This window comes from Arthrobacter sp. UYCu712 (assembly GCF_040547005.1).
Taxonomy (GTDB): Bacteria; Actinomycetota; Actinomycetes; order Actinomycetales; family Micrococcaceae; genus Arthrobacter.
Genome location: NZ_JBEPOZ010000003.1, coordinates 143,521 through 162,393, shown reverse-complemented (window position 1 = coordinate 162,393; position 18,873 = coordinate 143,521). Strand labels below are relative to the sequence as shown.

Below are 18,873 nucleotides of genomic sequence, written 5' to 3'. Positions count from 1 at the left end.
TACCCATGGCATCAGCAGTTGCAGGACCACAGGCATTTCTCGTAGGCGGTGCCCGCACTCCCGTCGGCCGCTATGGCGGCGCCCTTTCCGCGGTCCGCCCCGATGACCTGGCCGCCCTCGTGGTCCGCGAGGCTGTGGCCCGCGCCGGCGTCGACCCGGACAGCATCGACGAAGTGATCCTGGGCAATGCCAACGGCGCCGGCGAGGAAAACCGCAACGTCGCCCGGATGGCCACCATCCTGGCCGGGCTGCCCCTGCGCATCCCCGGCATCACGGTAAACCGGCTCTGCGCCTCAGGCCTGAGCGCCATCATCATGGCCAGCCAGATGATCAAGTCCGGTGCCGCTGACATTGTGATCGCCGGCGGCGTCGAATCCATGAGCCGCGCCCCCTGGGTCCAGGAGAAGCCGCAGACCGCCTTCGCCAAGCCCGGCCAGATCTTCGACACGTCCATCGGCTGGCGCTTCGTCAACCCGCTGTTCGCCAAGGGCGGGTTCTCCCGCGACGGCAAGATGACGTACTCCATGCCGGAAACGGCGGAGGAAGTCGCCCGGGTGGACGGCATCTCCCGGGAGGACGCCGACGCCTTCGCCGTCCGCTCCCACGAACGCTCGCTGGCCGCCATCGCGGCCGGCCGCTTTGCCGGGGAAATCGTCCCCGTGACCGTCAAGACCCGCAAAGGCGAAACCGTCGTGGACACCGACGAAGGACCCCGCGCCGGCACCACCATGGACGTCCTGGCCGGGCTGCGGCCCGTCGTCGCCGGCGGTTCGGTCGTCACGGCGGGAAACTCCTCCACCCTCAACGACGGAGCCTCCGCGATCATCGTCGCGTCCGAAGCCGCAATCAAGCGCCTCGGACTCACCCCCCGGGCCCGCATCATCGATGGGGCCTCCGCCGGCTGCGAACCGGAGATCATGGGCATCGGCCCGGTCCCGGCGACCCGGAAGGTACTGGCCCGGACCGGGCTCAGCGTCGACGATCTCGGCGCCGTCGAACTCAACGAAGCGTTTGCCACCCAGTCGCTCGCCAGCGTCCGCCGGCTCGGCCTGGACCCGGAGATCGTGAACCGCGACGGCGGCGCAATCTCCCTGGGGCACCCGCTCGGTTCGTCCGGCTCCCGGATCGCCATCACATTGCTGGGGCGGATGGAACGCGAAGACGCCAGGATCGGCCTCGCCACCATGTGCATCGGCGTCGGCCAGGGCACCGCGATGCTGCTGGAGCGCGTCTAGTGGCGGCCGCCGGCTCCGGGCTCAACCCGGGCGAGTTCAGCACACTGAAAATCGAAGAGCGCAGGGACCGGCTGGTGGTCCTGCTCAACCGCCCCGAGGTCCGCAATGCCATCGACCAGCAGATGGTCGACGAACTCCACCTGGTCTGCGCCTACCTCGAGCAGACCCCCAAAGTGCTCATCATCGCCGGCACCGACGGCGTCTTTGCCTCCGGGGCGGACATCGGGCAACTGCGTGTTCGCCGCCGCGACGACGCCCTGCAGGGCATCAACTCCACCATCTTCGTCCGGATCGCCAAGCTGCCGTTGCCCGTCATCGCGGCCCTCGACGGCTTCTGCCTGGGCGGCGGGGCCGAGCTGGCCTACGCGGCGGATTTCCGGATCGGCACACCCGGCGTGCGGATCGGCAACCCGGAGACGGGACTGGGCATCCTCGCCGCGGCCGGTGCCAGCTGGCGGCTCAAGGAACTCGTGGGGGAGGCCGTGGCCAAGGAAATCCTGCTGGCAGGGGTTGTGCTGCGGGCCGAGCGCGCCCTCGCCGTCAACCTCATCACCGAGATCCACGAAGCTCCGGAGCTGATGGACGCGGCACACGTCCTTGCTGACCGGATCTGCCGGCAGGATCCGCTGGCCGTACGCATCACCAAGTCCGTGTTCCACGCCCCGGCGGAGTCGCATCCCCTGATCGACCAGCTGGCCCAAGGCATCCTCTTTGAGTCCCAGGCCAAGTTTGACCGGATGCAGGCGTTCCTGGATAAGAAATCAGATAAGAAATCAGATATGGCGCCAGCCGAAAGGCCAGCCGCGCATCCATCAACCACGTCAGACCGGAAGAAGTAGCCATGAGCACCTCCGCACTCCCCGCGAACCTTCCCGACGCTGGCCTTCCCGACGCTGTCGGGGTGCTCGGCGGCGGCCGCATGGGGGCCGGCATCGCCCACGCCTTCCTGATCAACGGGGCCAACGTCCTGGTGGTCGAGCGCGACGAGCAATCGGCCGAGGCTGCCCGCGAACGGGTGGAATCGGCGGCAGCCAAAAGCATCGAGCGCGGTGCCACGGACGGCAACCTCGACGAGATGGTCTCGCGGCTCTCGGTGACGGTGGACTACGACGATTTCAAAGACCGCCAGCTGGTCATCGAGGCCGTCCCCGAAGACTGGGACCTGAAGGTCTCCTCCCTGCAGGGGATCGAGCAACGACTCGCCCCCGACGCCTACCTCGCCTCCAACACGTCCTCCCTGTCTGTCAACGGCCTGGCCCGCGAGCTGAAGCGGCCGCAGAACTTCCTGGGCCTGCACTTCTTCAACCCGGTGCCGGCATCGACGCTGATCGAGGTGGTCCTCGGTGAACACACGTCCGGGCCATTGGCCAGCGCGGCCCGCGGCTGGGTCGAGGCGCTCGGCAAGACCGCCGTCGTCGTCAACGACGCCCCCGGCTTCGCGTCCTCGAGGCTGGGCGTCGCGATCGCCCTCGAGGCGATGCGCATGGTGCAAGAGGGAGTGGCCTCGGCCGAGGACATCGACAACGCCATGGTCCTCGGCTACAAGCACCCCACCGGCCCGCTGCGCACCACCGACATCGTGGGCCTCGACGTCCGCCTCGGCATCGCCGAATACCTTACTTCTACCCTGGGCGAGCGCTTTGCGCCGCCGCAGATCCTGCGGGACAAGGTGGCGCGCGGCGAACTGGGCCGCAAGAGCGGTCAGGGCTTCTTCGACTGGACCGACTGACCCCTCACAGGCACCTAAGATGGGTCCGTGACTTCCCCGAACGGATCCGTCCTTGAACCCATCACCCTCACGGGACGGCACGTCGTCCTCGAACCGCTGAGCCAGGACCACCACGACGGCCTGGTGGACGCGGTCCGGGACGGTGAGCTGTGGAGGCTCTGGTACACCGGTGTCCCGGCCCCGGAGCAGATGGCCGCCGAGATCGGCCGGCGCCTGGCGCTCCAGGAACGCGGTTCCATGCTGCCCTTCACCACGAGGCTGATCGATCCGGCGACCGGCGGCCCCGGCAAGGTGATCGGCATGACCACCTACATGAACATCGACGCGGAAACGCCCCGGGTGGAGATCGGCTCCACCTGGAACGCGGCCTCGGCGCACGGCAGCGGCAGCAACCCGGACTCCAAACTGCTGCTGCTCTCCCACGCCTTCGACACGCTCGGCTGCCCCGCCGTCGAGTTCCGGACCCACTGGCTCAACCACCAGTCCCGCGAGGCCATCGCGCGCCTGGGTGCCAAGCAGGACGGGGTGCTGCGCAGCCACTCCAGGACCAGCGACGGCGCGCTCCGCGACACCGTGGTGTTTTCCATCCTGGAACACGAATGGCCGATGGTCCGCAACGCCCTGGAGTTCCGGCTCGCCAAGCGGGGATAGCCCCCGCTTGGCCGCACAGCACGGTCCGCCGGGCTACGGGACCCGCGCCGCCGCCAGCGCCGCCGCGTAGCCGTCGGAATAACCGGCCGCGGTGGGGTGGAAGGCGTCAAACGGGCTCAGGCTGCAATTGGCCAAAGGACTGCACAGCCCCGCCGGCGCCACGATCCACGGGGTAGCGGCCCCGATTCCATGGCCAACGAACCGCTCCGCGACACTGACGTACCCGACCCGGTTCGCCAGCGCCGAATAGGCGATGGTGGCGTTCAGCAGGTCGGCCGCTGAATTCATCGTCCTCGCCGTCTGGGCCTGCTGCGCAGTGAGCCCGGCGCTGACGGTGAAGAGACGGGGATACCCGGTGAGTACGATCCTGGCGTTCGGGGCAATGTCCTTGACGGCTTTCAGCATCTCCTTGATCTTGCCCGGCAGCTCGGGGAGCTTCACCACAAGGGAGTCATACAACGCAGCACCACACGTGGGGGTGCTGCCTGGGACGGTGCAGGACACGGCCACCTGGCCGGTGTTGATGTCGTTCCCGCCGACCGTCACCGTCACTACTGTGGCACTCGCCAATTCGGCGGCGTACAGACCGGCGACGGCGGTCACATCCGTGGTCTTTGCGCCAAAGCAGCCCAGGTTCCGCACCGCGCCGCGCAGCACCGGATAGGACATCTGCGTCTGCAGGCACTCCGCAGGGAGGCCGACCGGCGGCGCTGAGTATGCCCCGCCTCCGGTGCCCGCTGCGTAGGAGTCGCCCAGGGCGATGTAGACGGGGTCGGGGCGTGCTGCGGTGGCAGGCGCGGCGGTGAAGCCGGCCACCAGCGCGATGGCGGCCACGGCGGCGGACAGCCGGCCGGACCAGCGTCTGAATGGCACATTGTTCATGATGGAATCCCCTACTGAGTCGATGCGGCGGGAGAGACCAGCGGGCGCACCGATCGGCGGCGGCCAGCGGAGCCTCCCGGGAATCCGGCTGGCGGACAGACCGCGGGGGCGACAGCCTTCCGCCCCGGAACGGTCATGCGGCCACCGTACGCGCGGGCGCCCCGGCCGAACCGGGTGGCCGCTACCTGTTTGTTGCAGCGCGTAGCCGGACGGACTACCTTGCCGGCCCCTGTCGGTTGCCCGGTCCCTGTGGTTAGCTGGCGGGGTGGAAGAGCTGGGGAGGGCTCCGGGCTGGCACGGAGCAGTCAACGCGTGGCACGTAGCCGGCGGCGTATTCCGCATGGGCCGCCGCGAGTGGCTCACCGAGGCGGGCTGGCAGCAGGCTTACGACGCCGGCATCCGCACGGTCATTGACCTGCGCAATGCAGACGAGCGGCAGCGCCGGGACACGGACCCTCCGGTGGGCGCGGCGGCGTTGGCCGCGTTCGACGTCGTTTTTGCACCCACCGAAGACCCGGACAACAGCGACTTCCGACAGCTCTGCGGTCCGTACCTGAATGATCCTGCTTCCTACCCCGACAATGCCAGGCTTTTCCCCGACAAGCTGGCCGGAGTCTTCAAGGCGGTGGCCGCGGCGCGTGGCGGCGTCGTGATCCACTGCTCGGCCGGGCGGGACCGCAGCGGGATGATCGCAGCCATGCTCCAGGACCTCGGCGGGCACAGCGAGGCCCAGATTGTCGGGGGCTATCAGCGCTCCATGAGGGGGATCAACGAGCACCACCTGCGGACGGCAACCCCGCATCCGCACGAGCGGTACCTGCCGGAAGAGACGCTGGCGCCCCTGCTTCAAGTGCGCGGTGCGAGCCTGGTGCAGTTCCTCCGCGCACTGGGCACGGAGGCGTTCCTGCGTGGCAACGGCGTAACGGACCAGGAGCTCGCGGCCATCCTGGTCAAACTGGAAGATAAAGTAACCAGGTGATGACTCCGAAGATTCAGCTGGTACTGCGGGCAGTATCTGCCGCCGCCCTTGCCCTCACCTGCTCGTTCTACGCTGTCCCGGCGCTCGCCGACGCGGAGCCTGAGCCGGCGACGGCGGCCGCTACCCCTGCCGGGCGTGCGACGGAGTCCGCGACTCCGGCCGCGACTGCGGCAGCGTCCGCGACCGCTGCGCCGTCCGCGGCAGCTTCACCTTCGGCGTCCGCTGCACCGCCCGCCGCGCCTGCTGTCCCTTCGGCGGCTGCTGTCCCGAAGGGGGACACTGCGCCCAGCGACGCCGGACTTGCGGAGGCTATCCGCCGGGATCTCGGCATGACGGTCGATGAATTCAACGCAGCGGGGGACCAGGCCAAGCGGGCTGCCGACGCTTTGCCCACCCTGCGGGTCCTCCCCGGCTATGTGGGGATCAGGCTGGACGGCGGCAAGATCCGGGTCGAGGGCGCCGGCGCCGGGCTGCAGTCCCGGGTGGACGAGCTCAACCAGACCGGTCCGGCCGAGTTCGAGCTCGTCGCCACCGCGGCCGTCCCGGAATCCACTCCGGCGCCGTCGGAAGCGCCAGGAACCGGCGCCGGGGAGTCCCGGACGGCATCGGCCGCGGAACTGGTCGCGTCCAGCACCGAGCAGCTCTTCCGGGCCTACGTCCGCGAAGTCGGCACCGACGGGTTGCAGGCCGTCGCCTACACAGACGGCCGCTTCGTCATCCGCACCGGGGGAGCGAACTCGGCCGAAGCCAAGACTCCTGCCGAAGCCGGCACGCCGGCCGAAGCGATCCCGGCCGGCGAGCAGGCCCGGCAGGCGGCGCCGGCGGCCCCGGCCCCCGGGAAAGTCTCACCGGCCGACTTTGTTGCCCGCTACGCCAACGTGGCGCTGGAACAAGGCTCGCCGATTGCCACGGAAGAGGACCTCTTCGGCGGGCAGGGCTACGTCACCGACCGGAATATCTTCTGTTCGGCAGGATTCGGTGCTTTCAATCCTGCCGGCAAGCCGGTGCTGCTGACTGCTGGCCACTGCGCCCAGGACGGCGGCGCCAAGACCGCGAGCGTCGAGCCCCGGAGCGCGGCGCCGGCCTTCGGAGCGGCCACGCCCCCGGCTCCTCCCTACGCGGGCCTCGGAACTTTCGGGTTCAGCCAGTTCGGCGGTCCCCGGAACTCCTGGATCACGGGCGAGGAGAGCAGCCCCGGCAACGTCGGCACCGACATCGCCGTCGTGGAGTCCCTCCGGAAGGGCCTCAATGTCCAGGCCGCCGCCACGGTGTGGGGCTCCGGCTCCGCCGACGACCCCGGCGCCACCGCCGTGAAGATCGTCGGTTCAGTGTCCCCCTTCCAGGGCCAGCAAGTGTGCCGCTCCGGACGGACCACCGGCTGGTCCTGCGGCACGGTGCAGGAGCTTGGCATCTACGTCGTGGGCGGCACCACTCCTGATCCGGCCGACCTCCGGGCCTTCCGCGGATTCCTGTCCAAGGATGTCCAATCCAGCGGCGGTGACTCGGGCGGTCCCTGGATCAGCGGCAACTTTGCGGTCGGGACACACTCCGCGGGAGAGGGCGTGGGAGCTGCCGAAAACTTTGCCATTGCCACCACGCTGGAGGACTCCCTCGCCCGGATCCCCGGCGGTGTCCAGCTCCAGCTTTTCCTGAACCGGCCCCAACTGCTGGCACCCGCGGTCCAGACCGTCACGGCCGGGCAGCCCGTCACCGGGCGCGTTCCGGCGGCACCGGCCTCTGCCGTTGCGGCCAATTCGAAAGTCCGCATCACCCTCGCCGGCGACGCCCCGGAACCGCCCCTCGAGGTCCCGGTGGACGCCTCCGGAAACTGGTCCTTCCCGGCGCCTTCGTCCACCGGAGCGCTCCGGTTTTCGGCCGAGACCGTGAACGGCTTCAGCCGGTCAGGAGCGGTGTCTCTCTCGGTGAACGTCTCGGACCTGGACGCACCGGTGATCACCACCCCGGCCGAGGGCGCGGCGCTGAAATCCGTCACCCGCATCGACGGCACCGGAACCGCCGGGCTGACCGTGAAACTCAACGGCGACTTCAGCGGCTCAGCAGTCGTCGCAGCGGACGGCCAGTGGACCATACGCGTCGATGAACCTGCCCCCGGCCGGTACTCCATGCGTGCCGTCCAAACGTCCAAGGGCGAGGCGGACAGCCCCGCCGTCACCCGGAACTTCGCCGTTGATGCGCCGGCCGTTGTCCCGGCAGAGCCCGCTGCGCCGACTGTGGAAGCGGCGGCGCCCGGGAACACGGCCGCCCAACCGCCCGTCCTGCCGGCCGGCTCCGGCCAACTGCCGGACACCGGCGCAGGTTCGCTCCTGCCGACGGCGGGGCTCGCTGGCGGCGCGATCCTCCTCGGCAGCGTCCTGCTGGTTGCGGCACGGCGCCGGACGGCCAGCTGACTCCCGTCCTTACTGGCCAATGGCCGTGAGTTCGCCGGAAAGCTGCGGGATCGCCGTATGGCTGCGGCGACCCCGCAGCTTTCCGGCGAACCCGGTGGCTTCGCCCGATCAGGCCTTGCGGTCCAGCAGCAGGTTGGTAATCCGCAGGGTGCACAGCCGCTGGCCGGTCTCGTTGGTGATCACAACTTCGTGGGTGGTCACGGTCCCGCCGAGATGGATGGGCGTGGCCGTGATGGTGATGAGCCCCTCGCGGGCCGACTTGTGGTGGGTCGCCGAGACGTCCACGCCCACCGCCGTCTTCCCGAGCGTGCTGGCGTGAATGACGGCGGCCCAGGAGCCCACCGCCTCGCCGACGGCCAGCGAGGCGCCGCCGTGCAGGAGGCCGAAGGACTGCCGGTTACCTTCCACCGGCATCGTCGCGACAACCCGCTCCACCGATTCCTCGACGATTTTCACGCCCATCTTCTCGTCCAGTTCGCCGAGCGTGATTTTCCAAAGCTCGGCATTCCGCGGCTCGGGTGTCATGGGTTCTCCTCTGTGGCCGGATGATCCAGGCTGGTCTGTGCCGCCGCAACTAGTGTGCGGCAGGCCTCATTCATGTACTGTAGACATATTACCGAACGGACGGTCAGTAATGCATTGGCCGTGTTGATCTTGCCCCGCGTTGGAAGGACCCGTCAACGATGACCACCACTGCAACTGCTCCGGAATCCACAGTAGACACTGTCGAGATCGTTCCCAGCTTCGTCAGGGATTCCTGGTGGACCCCCGACGCCGGCTCCGCGGCCGGCGCGGCGCCAGTCCTGGATGCCAGCACGGGCGAACTCCTGGCCAGGGTCAGCACCGAAGGACTGGACCTCGCCGCCGTCGTCGACTACGGACGCACCACGGGGCATGCGGAACTGGGCAAACTGACCTTCCACCAGCGCGCGCTCAAGCTCAAGGAACTGGCGCAGTACCTCAACGGCCGCCGCGACGAGTTCTACGCGCTCTCGGCCCAGACCGGTGCCACCAAGATCGACTCGATGATCGACATCGACGGCGGCATCGGAGTGCTGTTCACCTTCGGCTCCAAGGGCCGCCGCGAACTGCCCAACTCCCAGGTGGTGGTGGACGGCCCCATGGAGGTGCTGTCCAAAGACGGATCGTTCGCCGGTGAACACATCTACACCCGCATCCCGGGCGTCGCCGTGCAGATCAACGCCTTCAACTTCCCCGTGTGGGGCATGCTTGAGAAGCTCGCCCCGGCCTTCCTCGCCGGCGTGCCGACCATCGTCAAGCCTGCCACCCCCACCGGCTATGTGGCCGCGGCTGTGGTCAAAGCGATCGACGAATCCGGCATCCTGCCCAAGGGCTCGCTGCAGCTGATTTCCGGCTCCGTCCGCACCCTGCTGGACCACCTCGACTACCGCGACCTCGTGGCCTTCACCGGCTCCGCCTCCACGGCGAACACGCTCAAGTCCCACGTCAACGTGGTCAAGGGCGGGGTCCGATTCACTTCGGAAACCGATTCCCTGAACGCCGCGATCCTGGGCCCCGACGCCGTCAAGGGCACGCCGGAATTCGACGCCTTCATCAAGTCCCTCGTCACCGAGATGACCGCCAAGGCCGGCCAGAAGTGCACCTCCATCCGCCGCGCGATCGTGCCGCAGGAACTGGTCTCCGACGTCGTTGCCGCCGTGGGGGAGCGGATCCGGGAACGTGTCGTGCTGGGTGACCCCCGCGCCGAGGGCGTCACCATGGGCGCCCTGGCCTCCCGCGAGCAGCTCGCCGACGTCCGCGCGGCCGTCCGGACCATGCTCGACGCCGGCGGCGAACTGGCGTACGGCACCCTCGATTCGCCGAAGGTCACCAGCGCCGACGGAAGCATCGGCGTCGTCGAGGACGGCGCCTTCATGTCTCCCGTGTTGCTGAGCTGGGCCGATCCGGAAGCCGACGAGGTCCACTCACTCGAGGCGTTCGGCCCGGTATCGTCGGTGATCGGCTACACCGACCTGGCCGACGCCGTCCGCCTCGCAGCCCGCGGCGGCGGCTCCCTCGTGGCCTCGGTCTGCACCAACGATCCCGAGGTTGCCCGCGAGCTCGTCACCGGCATCGCAGCCCACCACGGGCGGGTGCTCATGCTCAACCGCGAGGACGCGCGCAGCTCCACCGGCCACGGCTCCCCGGTCCCGCACCTGGTCCACGGCGGCCCGGGGCGGGCCGGCGGCGGCGAGGAACTCGGCGGCATCCGCTCCGTGATGCACCACATGCAGCGCACCGCCATCCAGGGCTCGCCGAACATGCTGACGGCCGTCACCGGCCTCTGGCACACCGGTGCGGACCGCAACTTCACCCTGGACACCGAGGGCCAGCACCCGTTCCGGAAGTCCCTGGCCACTCTGCACATCGGCGACGCCATCCGTTCGGAGCTGCGCGAAGTGAGCCTCGAGGAGATCACCAAGTTCGCCAACTCCACCGGCGACACCTTCTACGCCCACACCAACCAGGAGGCTGCCGCGGCCAACCCGTTCTTCCCGGGCATCGTGGCGCACGGCTACCTGCTGCTGGCCTGGGGCGCCGGACTCTTCGTGGAGCCCGCGCCGGGCCCGGTCCTGGCCAACTACGGCCTGGAGAACCTGCGCTTCATCACCCCCGTGGCGGCGGGCGACTCCATCCGGGTGACCCTGACGGCCAAGAAGATCACCCCGCGCGAGACCGACGAGTACGGTGAGGTGGCCTGGGACGCCGTCCTGACCAACCAGGACGACGAAATCGTCGCGGCCTACGACGTCCTCACCCTCGTGGAGAAATAGACCACCACCTGTGCACTGCGCGTATAGTGGCAGACTCTTTCTGCCGCGCTCCGGCGTAAAATCTTCATCGTAGGAGGTGGCGATATGACCCTAGTACTCAACAAAGCCACAACAGTCCTGCCAGTAGATGATGCAGAACGCGCCCGGCGTTTCTACGCCGAGACGCTTGGTCTCCCGCACCGTGGAGTGGCAGACGACGGAAGCGAACTATTTGGCAGCGGCGACGGCCCCATGCTGCAGCTGATGCCGGTCAGGGACGGAAAGCATTCCGAGCACACGACCCTGAGTTTTGAAGTTTCTGAGATCGAACGGACCGTCCAGGAGATGGAATCCAAGGGAGTCCAGTTCCAGGACTACGACCTCCCTGATCTCAAGACCGAGAACCACATTTGTACAACGGATTCGGAGAAGTGCGCCTGGTTCATGGATTCGGAGCGCAACATCCTCTGCGTGCACGAGAACATCACCACGCAGGCTGACTACCAGCTCTGAACCCGGCCCTGAGCGCAGGGCACATTTAGATCACGGTGTAACCCGGGCGGGGGCACATCGGCGCGGACACGCCGGAATTCGCCGGCACAACACGTGCCGCGGCCGTCAAAGTGCCACCGCACCGCTCGGACGCGACCATGGCGTGACGGGGTGGGGCTGCAACACGCCATCGACCCTCACGTCGACGCGCTCAGTGAAGAAACTGATGAGGCCGTGGATCTGGGCCGCATCCGGGAACCGCCGGTCATAGCTCCACGCGATGTTCAGGCCCTGCCCGGACTCCGGGTAGCTCCAGTAGCTGGCCTGGCCCTTGTATGGGCAGACGGTCCGCTTGGGGCTCTCCTCCATCAGATCCAGCCGCACATCCGTCGGCGGGATGTAGTACCGCACCGGCAGCAGCGTCTCGTAGAGCAACTGCGCGCCGGTGGTGCTGGCGAGCGTCACGCCGTCGAGCGCCACGTCCACGTCCCTGGACGACGCGCGGATATCAACGCGGTGGAACGGATCGCGGGGGTGGCCGATGATTTCCTCATCGTCCTCCAGCCAGTCGAAGGCGGAGAAATCCAGCACCACATAGCCGGCAAGGTCGGGGTCCTCGGGCCGGAAGGCAGCCCGGGGAACCGTTGCCCCCGCCAAGACAACGTCGAGTTCCTCGCCGGCGCACGTGTGCTTGCCAAACGCCGTTTTGGGGTCGAGCGATTTCGGTGCCTCGCCTTGGCGCAGGGCGAAGGCGTGTTCCTCGACGGAAGCCGCCGGCAGGGGCGGCGGGGCGAGTTCCGCCAGGAGTTCCTGCTCCGGCACGGCAAAGATGGGGGTGATCCGCCGAGGTTCCCAAATCAGAAGGGCCCGCGCCGTGTCGACCACAACGCTGCCGTCGTGACTCGCACGGACCCTTTTGGCGGTGGGTTCGTAGCGCAGCTGGGGGAAAGTGCCAATGAGCACCTTCGAGAGTCTGGTGGCCATCCTTCCAGCGTGGACCCGGCGCCCCGCGCCGTCAATGACTGCACCACTGACAGCGCCACTGACAGCGGGAGGCGGGGAAGGTCCCGCCTAGCGGGGGACGTGCAGGCCGTGGAACGCCATGGTGATGACGTCGTCGGCCAGCTTTTCCGGAGACAGCGACCCGCCGGGCTTGTACCACTCGACAATCGAGTTGACAGTGCCGAACAGCAGGCGGGTCACGGTGCGGGGATCGATGTCCTGGCGCAGGGAACCCTCGTCCCGGGCCTCGGAGATCAGGGCGGCGACCTTGTGGTCGAAGGTGCGTCGCCGTTCCAGCGCGTTCCGTTCGATCTCCGTGTTTCCGCGCAGGCGCAGCAGCAGCGTCACGAACGGCAGCCGCTCCACCAGCACCGAGATGGTCTGGCGCACCACAAACTCCAGCCGGGCGTCGGCCGAACCGGACGTGGCCCCGGGCTGGTCCAGGATCGACTCGAGCCCGCCCAGTGCGTGGTCGAGGGCGAGCTTCAGCAGGTCGCCCTTGGACGGCACATGGTGGTAGATCGCGGACTTGGAGATGCCCAGGTTCTCGGCAAGGATGCCCATCGAGGTGGCGTCGTAGCCGTGGCGGTTGAAGACGTCGACGGCGATCACCAACACCGACTGCTGGTCATAGCCGGGGCGGCCGCGCTTGGTGGTGCTTGCTGTGCTGGGCATAGTCGCTAGTTTCTCACGATCAGCTAGTCACTCAGGCCTTCGGGCGCATGTCGTAGATCCGGCGGAGCTTGCCATTGGAACGCTCCAGCGATCCGGGCTCGACGATATCCACAGCGCACGAAGACCCGACGTGGATCTTGATCTGCTGCTGCAGTACCTTGGCGGCCGAGGCAGCGCCCTCGACGGTGACCGACTCGCGGCGTTCGATCTTCACCGTGAGCTGGTCCATGCGCTGGCCCGCGGGGCGGGTCAGCTCGAGCTGGAAGTGCGGGCTGAGCTCCGGGATGCGCAGCGCAATTTCCTCGATCTGCGACGGGAACAGGTTCACGCCGCGCAGGATGATCATGTCATCGCTGCGGCCGGTGATCCTGCCCATGCGGCGGTGCGCGGGGCGGGCCGTGCCCGGCAGCAGCCGGGTGAGGTCCTTGGTGCGGTACCGGATGATCGGCAGCGCTTCCTTGGTGAGGGAGGTGAAGACCAGCTCGCCGTGTTCGCCGTCGCCGAGGACCTTCGAGGGATCGAAGGCGTCGACGATCTCGGGGCGGAAGTGGTCCTCCCAAATGTGGCTGCCGTCCTGCGTTTCCACAGCCTCGCCGGCGACTCCCGGGCCCATGACCTCGGAGAGCCCGTAGATGTCGCAGGCCTTGATGTTCATGGTGACCTCGAGCTCGTGCCGCATTTCCTCGGTCCACGGCTCGGCACCGAGCACGGCGTACTTCAGCGAGGTCGAGGCCGGGTCGATGCCCTGCTTGACCATGGCATCGGCGATGGTCAGCAGGTAGGTGGGCGTGGCCAGAATGGCGTCCGGCTTGAAGTCCTGGATGAGCGTGATCTGGCGTTCGGTCTGCCCGCCGGAGATGGGGATGACCGTGCAGCCGAGCGCCTCGGCGCCGGCGTGGGCACCCAGGCCGCCCGTGAACAGGCCGTAGCCGTAGGCGTTGTGGACCTTCATGCCGGGGCGGACACCGGAAGCGCGCAGCGAACGTGCCACGAGCTTGGCCCAGTCGGCGAGGTCCTTTTTGGTGTAACCGACCACCGTGGCGCGGCCCGTCGTGCCCGAGCTGGCATGGATCCGGGCCACCTCGTGCTGCGGTACGGCGAACATGCCGAACGGGTATTCGAGGCGAAGGTCTTCCTTGGTGGTGAAGGGGAACTTGCCGAGGTCGGCGAGCTCGCGGAGGTCCGTCGGGTGGATGCCGGCGTCGTCGAATTTGCGCTTGTACAGCGGAACACGGTCATAGGCGTAGGCCACGGTGTGCTGCAGCCGGCTGAGCTGCAGCGCCTCGAGCTCGTCCCTGGACATGGTTTCTTCGCGGTCCAGGACGGCATCACTGGTAGCGGCGACAGTTTCTTGGGTCATCTGGTTTGCCCGTTTCTATTTCTTGGAGATGGTGCGGCTGCGGCCGCGGAACTCGGCGACGAGTTCGCCCGCAGGGGCGCCGGTGGCGTTGTCGGTGGGGAGCTGGCCCGGAAGCGTGGGGGCCGCGCCGGCCGGTGCCGCCGTCGGAGTGCCCGACTCGGGGTCGGCGGCGTAGATCTGGATGTCGTACAGCCCGCTGCGGCCGGTGCTGGCGCGGCGGTTCGCGACGGCGGTCAGCACTTGTCCGCGGAAGGCGGGCTTCAGGAAATTGATGTCGACGCCGGCAGCGACTGTGATGTTGGAGTCCTCACCCGGAAGCGGTTTGGCCGGGTTGCAGGCGAGGGCGAATGCGGTGTCGCCGAAGGCGAAGATCATTCCGCCGTGGGCCATGCCGAAGCCGTTGAGCATTTCCTGCCGGAGCGTCATGCGGATCGTGGCGTGGCCGTCCTCCAGCGCCACGACTTCGATGCCCATCCACTCCGAGGCGTAGTCGTCTTTCAGGATGGGGTGAATGTCCCCGGAAACCGTCAGTTCAGCCATGCGTCATTGCCTCCAGCTTTATTTACCGAATGTTCATTAGGTAATCCCATTCCGATGCCCGCTGTCAAGAGCGGACGCGGGATTACGCCGTTTCCGGACACGTAAAATCCGGGCAGGATCGGCGTTGCGGACCGGAGAAAGTAGGGTGGGAAGGAAGTAGCACTACTTCACAGCAAAGGGCGGGCCATGGCTAAGGGAATCTACGTCAGTGCGACCACTCCGGGTTCCGGCAAGTCACTGATTGCCCTGGGCCTGGCGGACACCCTGCACCGGCATGCGGATCGGATCGGTTTCTTCAAACCGGTGGTTCATGGCAACGATGCCGCAGCGGACCCCATGGTGGCCCTCATGAAGGCGAGGTTCGATCTCGATGACCAGCGCTGCCGCGGCGGCCTGACGTTTGCCGAGGTCCGTGCGCTGCTGGCCGAGGGAAACAGGGCGGAGATCGACTCCCGCTGCGTGGAGATCTTCGCCGAGATGTCCCGCCACTGCGACGTAGTGATCGTGGAGGGAACAGACCTCACCGGCCAGGACGCCGCCGTCGAATTCGACCTCAATGCCCGCCTCGCGAACAACCTCGCCGCGCCCATCGTGGCCGTGGTGGGCGCGAAGGGTCTCACGATCGCGGAGGCGGCCGACGCCGTCGAGGTTGCCCGCAAGGAACTGGCGGCGGAACGCTGCAGCCTCCTGGCCATCATGGTCAATCGTGCCGACCCGGACGCCGTGGACGGGATCGCGGCCGCCGTGAAGCCGGGGGCGTCCGGCCGCCCCGTGTACGTCTTCCCGGAGCTGGAGGACATTGCCCGGCCCACCACCGGCGAGGTGGCCTCGGCCCTCGGGATCCGCCAGGTGGCCGGCCGCCCGGATATGGAACGCGACGTCCATTCCATCAAGGTGGCGGCGATGAACGTGGCCAACTTCCTGCACGTGCTCGACGACGGCGCCCTGGTGATCGTCCCGGGTGACCGCGCGGACGTGATGGTCGCGTGCCTCGCGTCGTCGTTCTCGCCGGAATTCCCGGTGCCGTCGGCGCTCATCCTCACCGGCGGCCTGGCCCCGGACCCCAACATCTACTCGCTGCTGGCGCAGGCCCCGTTCCCCGTATTCGCGGCCCCGGGCGACACCTACACCACCGCCAAGCGCGTGTCCGAAGTCCGCAGCGAGATATGGTCCGGGCACCGCCGCAAGGTGGCCTCGGCCGTGGGGCTGTGGGCCAAACGCGTGGACGAGGCCGAGCTGGTGGAGCGGCTGCACCTGCCGCGGCTGGAGCGGATGACGCCGCTGCGGTTCCTGCACGACCTAATTGGACGGGCACGGCTGCAGCGCCGGCACATCGTCCTGCCCGAGGGGAACGACGTGCGGATCCTGCGTGCCGCTGAAATCCTGCACCGGCGGGACGTTTGCGACCTCACGATCCTGGGCAACGAGTCGGAGGTCCGGGAACTGGCGTCCACCCAGGGCATCGACCTCGCCGGCATGAGCATCGTGGACCCCGCGACGTCGGAGCTGCGCCAGCAGTTTGCCGAGACGTATGCGGAGCTGCGGGCGCACAAGGGCGTGGACCTGGCCCGGGCACTGGAAGTGATGCTCGACGGCAGTTACTTCGGCACCATGATGGTGCAGCTGGGCGTGGTGGACGGCATGGTCTCCGGTGCCGCACACACCACTGCGCACACCATCCGTCCCGCGCTGGAGTTCGTCAAAACCCGCGAGGGCGTCAAGATCGTCTCCTCCGTGTTCCTGATGCTGATGCCGGACCGCGTGCTGGTCTACGGTGACTGCGCGGTGAACCCGGATCCGAACGCGGAGCAACTGGCGGACATCGCACTGGCCTCGGCCGAGACTGCAACCCAGTTCGGCGTGGAACCGCGCGTGGCCATGCTGTCATATTCCACCGGCGGGTCCGGCACCGGCGAGGCCGTGGACAAAGTCCGGCAGGCCACCGAAGCGGTGAAGGCCCGCCGCCCGGACCTCGCCGTCGAAGGACCCATCCAGTACGACGCCGCCGTGGACGCCGCGATCGCCGCGTCGAAGATGCCGGGCTCCACAGTGGCCGGTCAGGCCACCGTCTTCATCTTCCCGGACCTGAACACCGGCAACAACACCTACAAGGCCGTCCAGCAGTCCTCCGGCGCCGTCGCCGTCGGACCCGTGCTGCAAGGGCTGCGCAAACCGGTGAACGACCTCTCCCGCGGCTGCACGGTCGAGGACATCGTCAACACGGTGGCCATCACCGCCATCCAGGCCCAGTCCGTCGACCACCCGTCCGAAAAACAGTCCGCCCCACTCCAGTCCACGGAAGCCAAGGCTTAGGAGGCCGCATGCTCGTGCTCGTCATCAACTCAGGCTCGTCGTCGCTCAAGTACCAGGTCCGCGATGTTGAAGCCGGCAGCGTGCTGGCCGAGGGGCTGGTCGAAAGGATCGGCATGGGCACCGGCGGCGAGGGCGACGGCGAAATCGTGGGCCCCCGCGACCACGCCGAGGCCCTGGAGCAGGTGGACGCCGAGATCCACGCGGCGCTCGGGGACCGGATGCTGGACGCGGTGGGACACCGTGTGGTGCACGGCGGGGAGCGCTTCTCGGAGCCGGTGCTGGTCAACAACGAAATTGCCCGGGCCATTGAACGGCTCAACCCGCTGGCGCCGCTGCACAACCCCGCCAATGTGCTCGGGATCCGCGCCATCTCGAAGAAGTGGCCCGAGTTAGCGCAAGTGGCCGTGTTCGACACCGCCTTCCACCGCACCCTGCCGGAGTACGCCTGGCGCTACGCAGTGCCGGACGAGCTGTACACGAACCATGGCATCCGCCGCTACGGCTTCCATGGCACCTCCCACGAGTACGTGGCGCACCGGGCGGCGGCGCTGCTGGATGTACCGGTGGAGGAGTTCGACGCCGTGATCGCGCACCTGGGCAACGGTGCCTCAATCACGGCGATCCGCGGCGGCGAGTCAGTGGACACGTCCATGGGCTTCACCCCGCTGGAAGGTCTTGTGATGGGAACGCGTTCCGGTGACCTGGATCCGTCCATCCTGGTGTTCCTTGGGCGGGCGGGCTGGTCGCCGGAAGACCTCGATTCCATGCTGAACCGGCAGTCCGGCCTCAAGGCTCTGGCCGGGAACAACGACATGCGCTCAGTGGTGGAGGCCGCGGAAGCCGGCGATGCCAAAGCGGCCATGGCCCTCGCCGTCGCCTCCTACCGGCTCGCGAAGTACATCGGCGGCTACCATGTGGCCGTCGGCGGGGCCAAGGCGCTGGTCTTCACGGCCGGGATCGGCGAGAACTCCCACCAGTTCCGCGCACTGGTCGCGGAGCGGCTCGGCGCGCTGGGCGTGCAGCTCGACGCCGGCCTGAACCGGCAGCGCTCCAAGGAACCGCGGGTGATTTCCACGCCCGTCTCTGCTCTGCCGGTGCTTGTGGTGCCCACGGACGAGGAACGCGCTATCGCGGAGGCGACCGCCGCCGTCGTCGGCCAGGCGTCGGTTGCTCCGTAACCGCCCTTTTGAGGGCCCATAACGGCCCCTGCGGAGCAATCGATGGGTAGCGTGGGGGCATGACGGAACTCAACCTGCCCATCCACACCGAACGGCTCGTGCTGCGCCGCTTCGAGGGCGCTGACCTGGACGCGTACCACGCCTACCACTCGCTGCCCGAAACCGCCCGGTTCCTGCCCGGGGAGGCGAAGAGCTACACCAAGTCCATGGAGTCCGTGGGCAAGTACGCCAACTTCGTCTTCGAGAAAGAGGGCGACTGGATCTGCCTGGCCATCGAGGCCGCCGACGCCCCCGGACAGCTGCTCGGCGAGGTGGTGCTCAAATGGCTGCCCGGCTGCGGCCAGGCCGAGATCGGCTGGAGCCTGGCCCCGGAAGCGCGGGGCAAGGGCGTCGGCACGGAAGCCGCCGAAGCCCTGTTGAAGCTCGGCTTCGAGGAACTGGGTTACCACCGGATGGACGCCAAGCTCGACGCGCTCAACACTGCCTCGGCCGCGCTGTGCGAACGGCTGGGCATGCGGCTGGAATCGCGGCAGGTGGACAAATGGCACTACAAGGACCAATGGGCCACGGAAGTCGTCTACGCCATCCTCGACGACGAATGGAAGTCCCGTCAGCCCGTGAAGGGTTTAACGGACTGACGGAGATGGCCGGAATG

General features: G+C 68.0%; 18 protein-coding genes. 11 read left to right on the top strand and 7 right to left on the bottom strand.

Annotated elements, in window-relative coordinates:
• The first annotated feature begins 5 nt into the window (after positions 1–5).
• Genes ABIB51_RS04465 through ABIB51_RS04450 form a run of 4 tightly spaced genes read left to right on the top strand, consistent with a single transcriptional unit; the run spans position 6 to position 3,615 of the window.
• A complete protein-coding gene (locus tag ABIB51_RS04465; protein ID WP_354185872.1) occupies positions 6–1,235 on the top strand; it encodes a thiolase family protein in 1,230 nt (409 codons plus the stop codon).
• The gene (locus ABIB51_RS04460; protein ID WP_354185870.1) at positions 1,235–2,074 is read left to right on the top strand and encodes an enoyl-CoA hydratase/isomerase family protein; all 840 of its coding nucleotides are present in this window, start codon (positions 1,235–1,237) and stop codon (positions 2,072–2,074) included. The genes ABIB51_RS04465 and ABIB51_RS04460 overlap by 1 nt, the downstream gene beginning before the upstream one ends.
• A 2-nt stretch (positions 2,075–2,076) precedes the next feature.
• Positions 2,077–2,964: a 3-hydroxyacyl-CoA dehydrogenase family protein gene (locus ABIB51_RS04455; protein WP_354185868.1), complete on the top strand. Its 888-nt coding sequence runs from the start codon at positions 2,077–2,079 to the stop codon at positions 2,962–2,964.
• Positions 2,965–2,991: 27 nt separating this feature from the next.
• Entirely contained in the window at positions 2,992–3,615 is a 624-nt protein-coding gene (locus ABIB51_RS04450) for a GNAT family N-acetyltransferase (RefSeq protein WP_354185866.1), read from the top strand.
• Positions 3,616–3,648: 33 nt separating this feature from the next.
• Here the strand turns inward: ABIB51_RS04450 and ABIB51_RS04445 are convergent, their stop codons facing one another.
• Positions 3,649–4,497, bottom strand: a complete 849-nt coding sequence (locus ABIB51_RS04445) for an SGNH/GDSL hydrolase family protein (protein ID WP_354185864.1) — start codon at positions 4,495–4,497, stop codon at positions 3,649–3,651.
• A 265-nt stretch (positions 4,498–4,762) separates the two neighbouring features.
• On the opposite strand from ABIB51_RS04445, the gene ABIB51_RS04440 reads away from it, so the two are divergent.
• Positions 4,763–5,476, top strand: coding sequence for a tyrosine-protein phosphatase (locus ABIB51_RS04440; protein WP_354185862.1), 714 nt, complete (start codon positions 4,763–4,765; stop codon positions 5,474–5,476).
• A 67-nt stretch (positions 5,477–5,543) separates the two neighbouring features.
• Here ABIB51_RS04440 and ABIB51_RS04435 read toward each other — a convergent pair whose 3' ends face one another.
• Positions 5,544–5,807: a hypothetical protein gene (locus tag ABIB51_RS04435; RefSeq protein WP_354185860.1), complete on the bottom strand. Its 264-nt coding sequence runs from the start codon at positions 5,805–5,807 to the stop codon at positions 5,544–5,546.
• Here ABIB51_RS04435 and ABIB51_RS04430 point away from each other — a divergent pair.
• Positions 5,806–7,884 (top strand): S1 family peptidase, encoded by a 2,079-nt coding sequence (locus ABIB51_RS04430; RefSeq protein ID WP_354185858.1) that lies wholly within the window; start codon positions 5,806–5,808, stop codon positions 7,882–7,884. The genes ABIB51_RS04435 and ABIB51_RS04430 overlap by 2 nt on opposite strands.
• Positions 7,885–7,992: 108 nt before the next feature.
• On the opposite strand, the gene ABIB51_RS04425 is transcribed toward ABIB51_RS04430, so the two are convergent.
• Positions 7,993–8,409 carry a PaaI family thioesterase gene (locus ABIB51_RS04425; RefSeq protein ID WP_354185856.1) on the bottom strand — a complete coding sequence of 139 codons (417 nt, stop codon included), beginning with the start codon at positions 8,407–8,409 and terminating at the stop codon, positions 7,993–7,995.
• Between the two features lie 158 nt (positions 8,410–8,567).
• Here ABIB51_RS04425 and paaZ point away from each other — a divergent pair, with 158 nt between their 5' ends.
• Positions 8,568–10,679 carry a phenylacetic acid degradation bifunctional protein PaaZ gene (paaZ, locus tag ABIB51_RS04420; RefSeq protein WP_354185854.1) on the top strand — a complete coding sequence of 704 codons (2,112 nt, stop codon included), beginning with the start codon at positions 8,568–8,570 and terminating at the stop codon, positions 10,677–10,679.
• Positions 10,680–10,763: 84 nt separating this feature from the next.
• Positions 10,764–11,171, top strand: coding sequence for a VOC family protein (locus ABIB51_RS04415; RefSeq protein ID WP_354185852.1), 408 nt, complete (start codon positions 10,764–10,766; stop codon positions 11,169–11,171).
• 105 nt (positions 11,172–11,276) lie between these two features.
• On the opposite strand, the gene ABIB51_RS04410 is transcribed toward ABIB51_RS04415, so the two are convergent.
• From ABIB51_RS04410 to ABIB51_RS04395, 4 genes are all read right to left on the bottom strand, one after another.
• A complete protein-coding gene (locus tag ABIB51_RS04410; RefSeq protein WP_354185850.1) occupies positions 11,277–12,134 on the bottom strand; it encodes a DUF427 domain-containing protein in 858 nt (285 codons plus the stop codon).
• 87 nt (positions 12,135–12,221) lie between these two features.
• Positions 12,222–12,827, bottom strand: a complete 606-nt coding sequence (locus ABIB51_RS04405) for a TetR/AcrR family transcriptional regulator (protein ID WP_354185848.1) — start codon at positions 12,825–12,827, stop codon at positions 12,222–12,224.
• Positions 12,828–12,858: 31 nt separating this feature from the next.
• Positions 12,859–14,187, bottom strand: coding sequence for a phenylacetate--CoA ligase PaaK (gene paaK, locus ABIB51_RS04400; protein WP_354185846.1), 1,329 nt, complete (start codon positions 14,185–14,187; stop codon positions 12,859–12,861).
• 15 nt (positions 14,188–14,202) lie between these two features.
• Positions 14,203–14,727: a hotdog fold thioesterase gene (locus ABIB51_RS04395; protein ID WP_354185844.1), complete on the bottom strand. Its 525-nt coding sequence runs from the start codon at positions 14,725–14,727 to the stop codon at positions 14,203–14,205.
• Positions 14,728–14,913: 186 nt separating this feature from the next.
• Here ABIB51_RS04395 and pta point away from each other — a divergent pair, with 186 nt between their 5' ends.
• The 3 genes from pta to ABIB51_RS04380 are packed head-to-tail and all read left to right on the top strand — an operon-like array spanning position 14,914 to position 18,856.
• Positions 14,914–17,040, top strand: coding sequence for a phosphate acetyltransferase (pta, locus tag ABIB51_RS04390; RefSeq protein ID WP_354185842.1), 2,127 nt, complete (start codon positions 14,914–14,916; stop codon positions 17,038–17,040).
• Positions 17,041–17,048: 8 nt separating this feature from the next.
• Positions 17,049–18,218 (top strand): acetate kinase, encoded by a 1,170-nt coding sequence (locus ABIB51_RS04385; RefSeq protein WP_354185840.1) that lies wholly within the window; start codon positions 17,049–17,051, stop codon positions 18,216–18,218.
• Between the two features lie 59 nt (positions 18,219–18,277).
• On the top strand, positions 18,278–18,856 hold the full coding sequence (locus ABIB51_RS04380) for a GNAT family N-acetyltransferase (RefSeq protein WP_354185839.1): 579 nt from the start codon (positions 18,278–18,280) through the stop codon (positions 18,854–18,856).
• Positions 18,857–18,873: the final 17 nt, after the last annotated feature.

What these genes read in the sequence shown, in the direction of transcription:
- ABIB51_RS04465 (WP_354185872.1), top strand. Translation starts at nt 6, where the DNA reads ATGGCATCAGCAGTTGCAGGACCACAGGCATTTCTCGTAGGCGGTGCC.
- ABIB51_RS04455 (WP_354185868.1), top strand. Translation starts at nt 2,077, where the DNA reads ATGAGCACCTCCGCACTCCCCGCGAACCTTCCCGACGCTGGCCTTCCC.
- ABIB51_RS04445 (WP_354185864.1), bottom strand. Translation starts at nt 4,497, where the DNA reads ATGAACAATGTGCCATTCAGACGCTGGTCCGGCCGGCTGTCCGCCGCC.
- ABIB51_RS04430 (WP_354185858.1), top strand. Translation starts at nt 5,806, where the DNA reads ATGACGGTCGATGAATTCAACGCAGCGGGGGACCAGGCCAAGCGGGCT.
- ABIB51_RS04435 (WP_354185860.1), bottom strand. Translation starts at nt 5,807, where the DNA reads ATGCCGAGATCCCGGCGGATAGCCTCCGCAAGTCCGGCGTCGCTGGGC.
- ABIB51_RS04425 (WP_354185856.1), bottom strand. Translation starts at nt 8,409, where the DNA reads ATGACACCCGAGCCGCGGAATGCCGAGCTTTGGAAAATCACGCTCGGC.
- paaZ (WP_354185854.1), top strand. Translation starts at nt 8,568, where the DNA reads ATGACCACCACTGCAACTGCTCCGGAATCCACAGTAGACACTGTCGAG.
- ABIB51_RS04415 (WP_354185852.1), top strand. Translation starts at nt 10,764, where the DNA reads ATGACCCTAGTACTCAACAAAGCCACAACAGTCCTGCCAGTAGATGAT.
- ABIB51_RS04410 (WP_354185850.1), bottom strand. Translation starts at nt 12,134, where the DNA reads ATGGCCACCAGACTCTCGAAGGTGCTCATTGGCACTTTCCCCCAGCTG.
- ABIB51_RS04405 (WP_354185848.1), bottom strand. Translation starts at nt 12,827, where the DNA reads ATGCCCAGCACAGCAAGCACCACCAAGCGCGGCCGCCCCGGCTATGAC.
- paaK (WP_354185846.1), bottom strand. Translation starts at nt 14,187, where the DNA reads ATGACCCAAGAAACTGTCGCCGCTACCAGTGATGCCGTCCTGGACCGC.
- ABIB51_RS04395 (WP_354185844.1), bottom strand. Translation starts at nt 14,727, where the DNA reads ATGGCTGAACTGACGGTTTCCGGGGACATTCACCCCATCCTGAAAGAC.
- pta (WP_354185842.1), top strand. Translation starts at nt 14,914, where the DNA reads ATGGCTAAGGGAATCTACGTCAGTGCGACCACTCCGGGTTCCGGCAAG.
- ABIB51_RS04385 (WP_354185840.1), top strand. Translation starts at nt 17,049, where the DNA reads ATGCTCGTGCTCGTCATCAACTCAGGCTCGTCGTCGCTCAAGTACCAG.
- ABIB51_RS04380 (WP_354185839.1), top strand. Translation starts at nt 18,278, where the DNA reads ATGACGGAACTCAACCTGCCCATCCACACCGAACGGCTCGTGCTGCGC.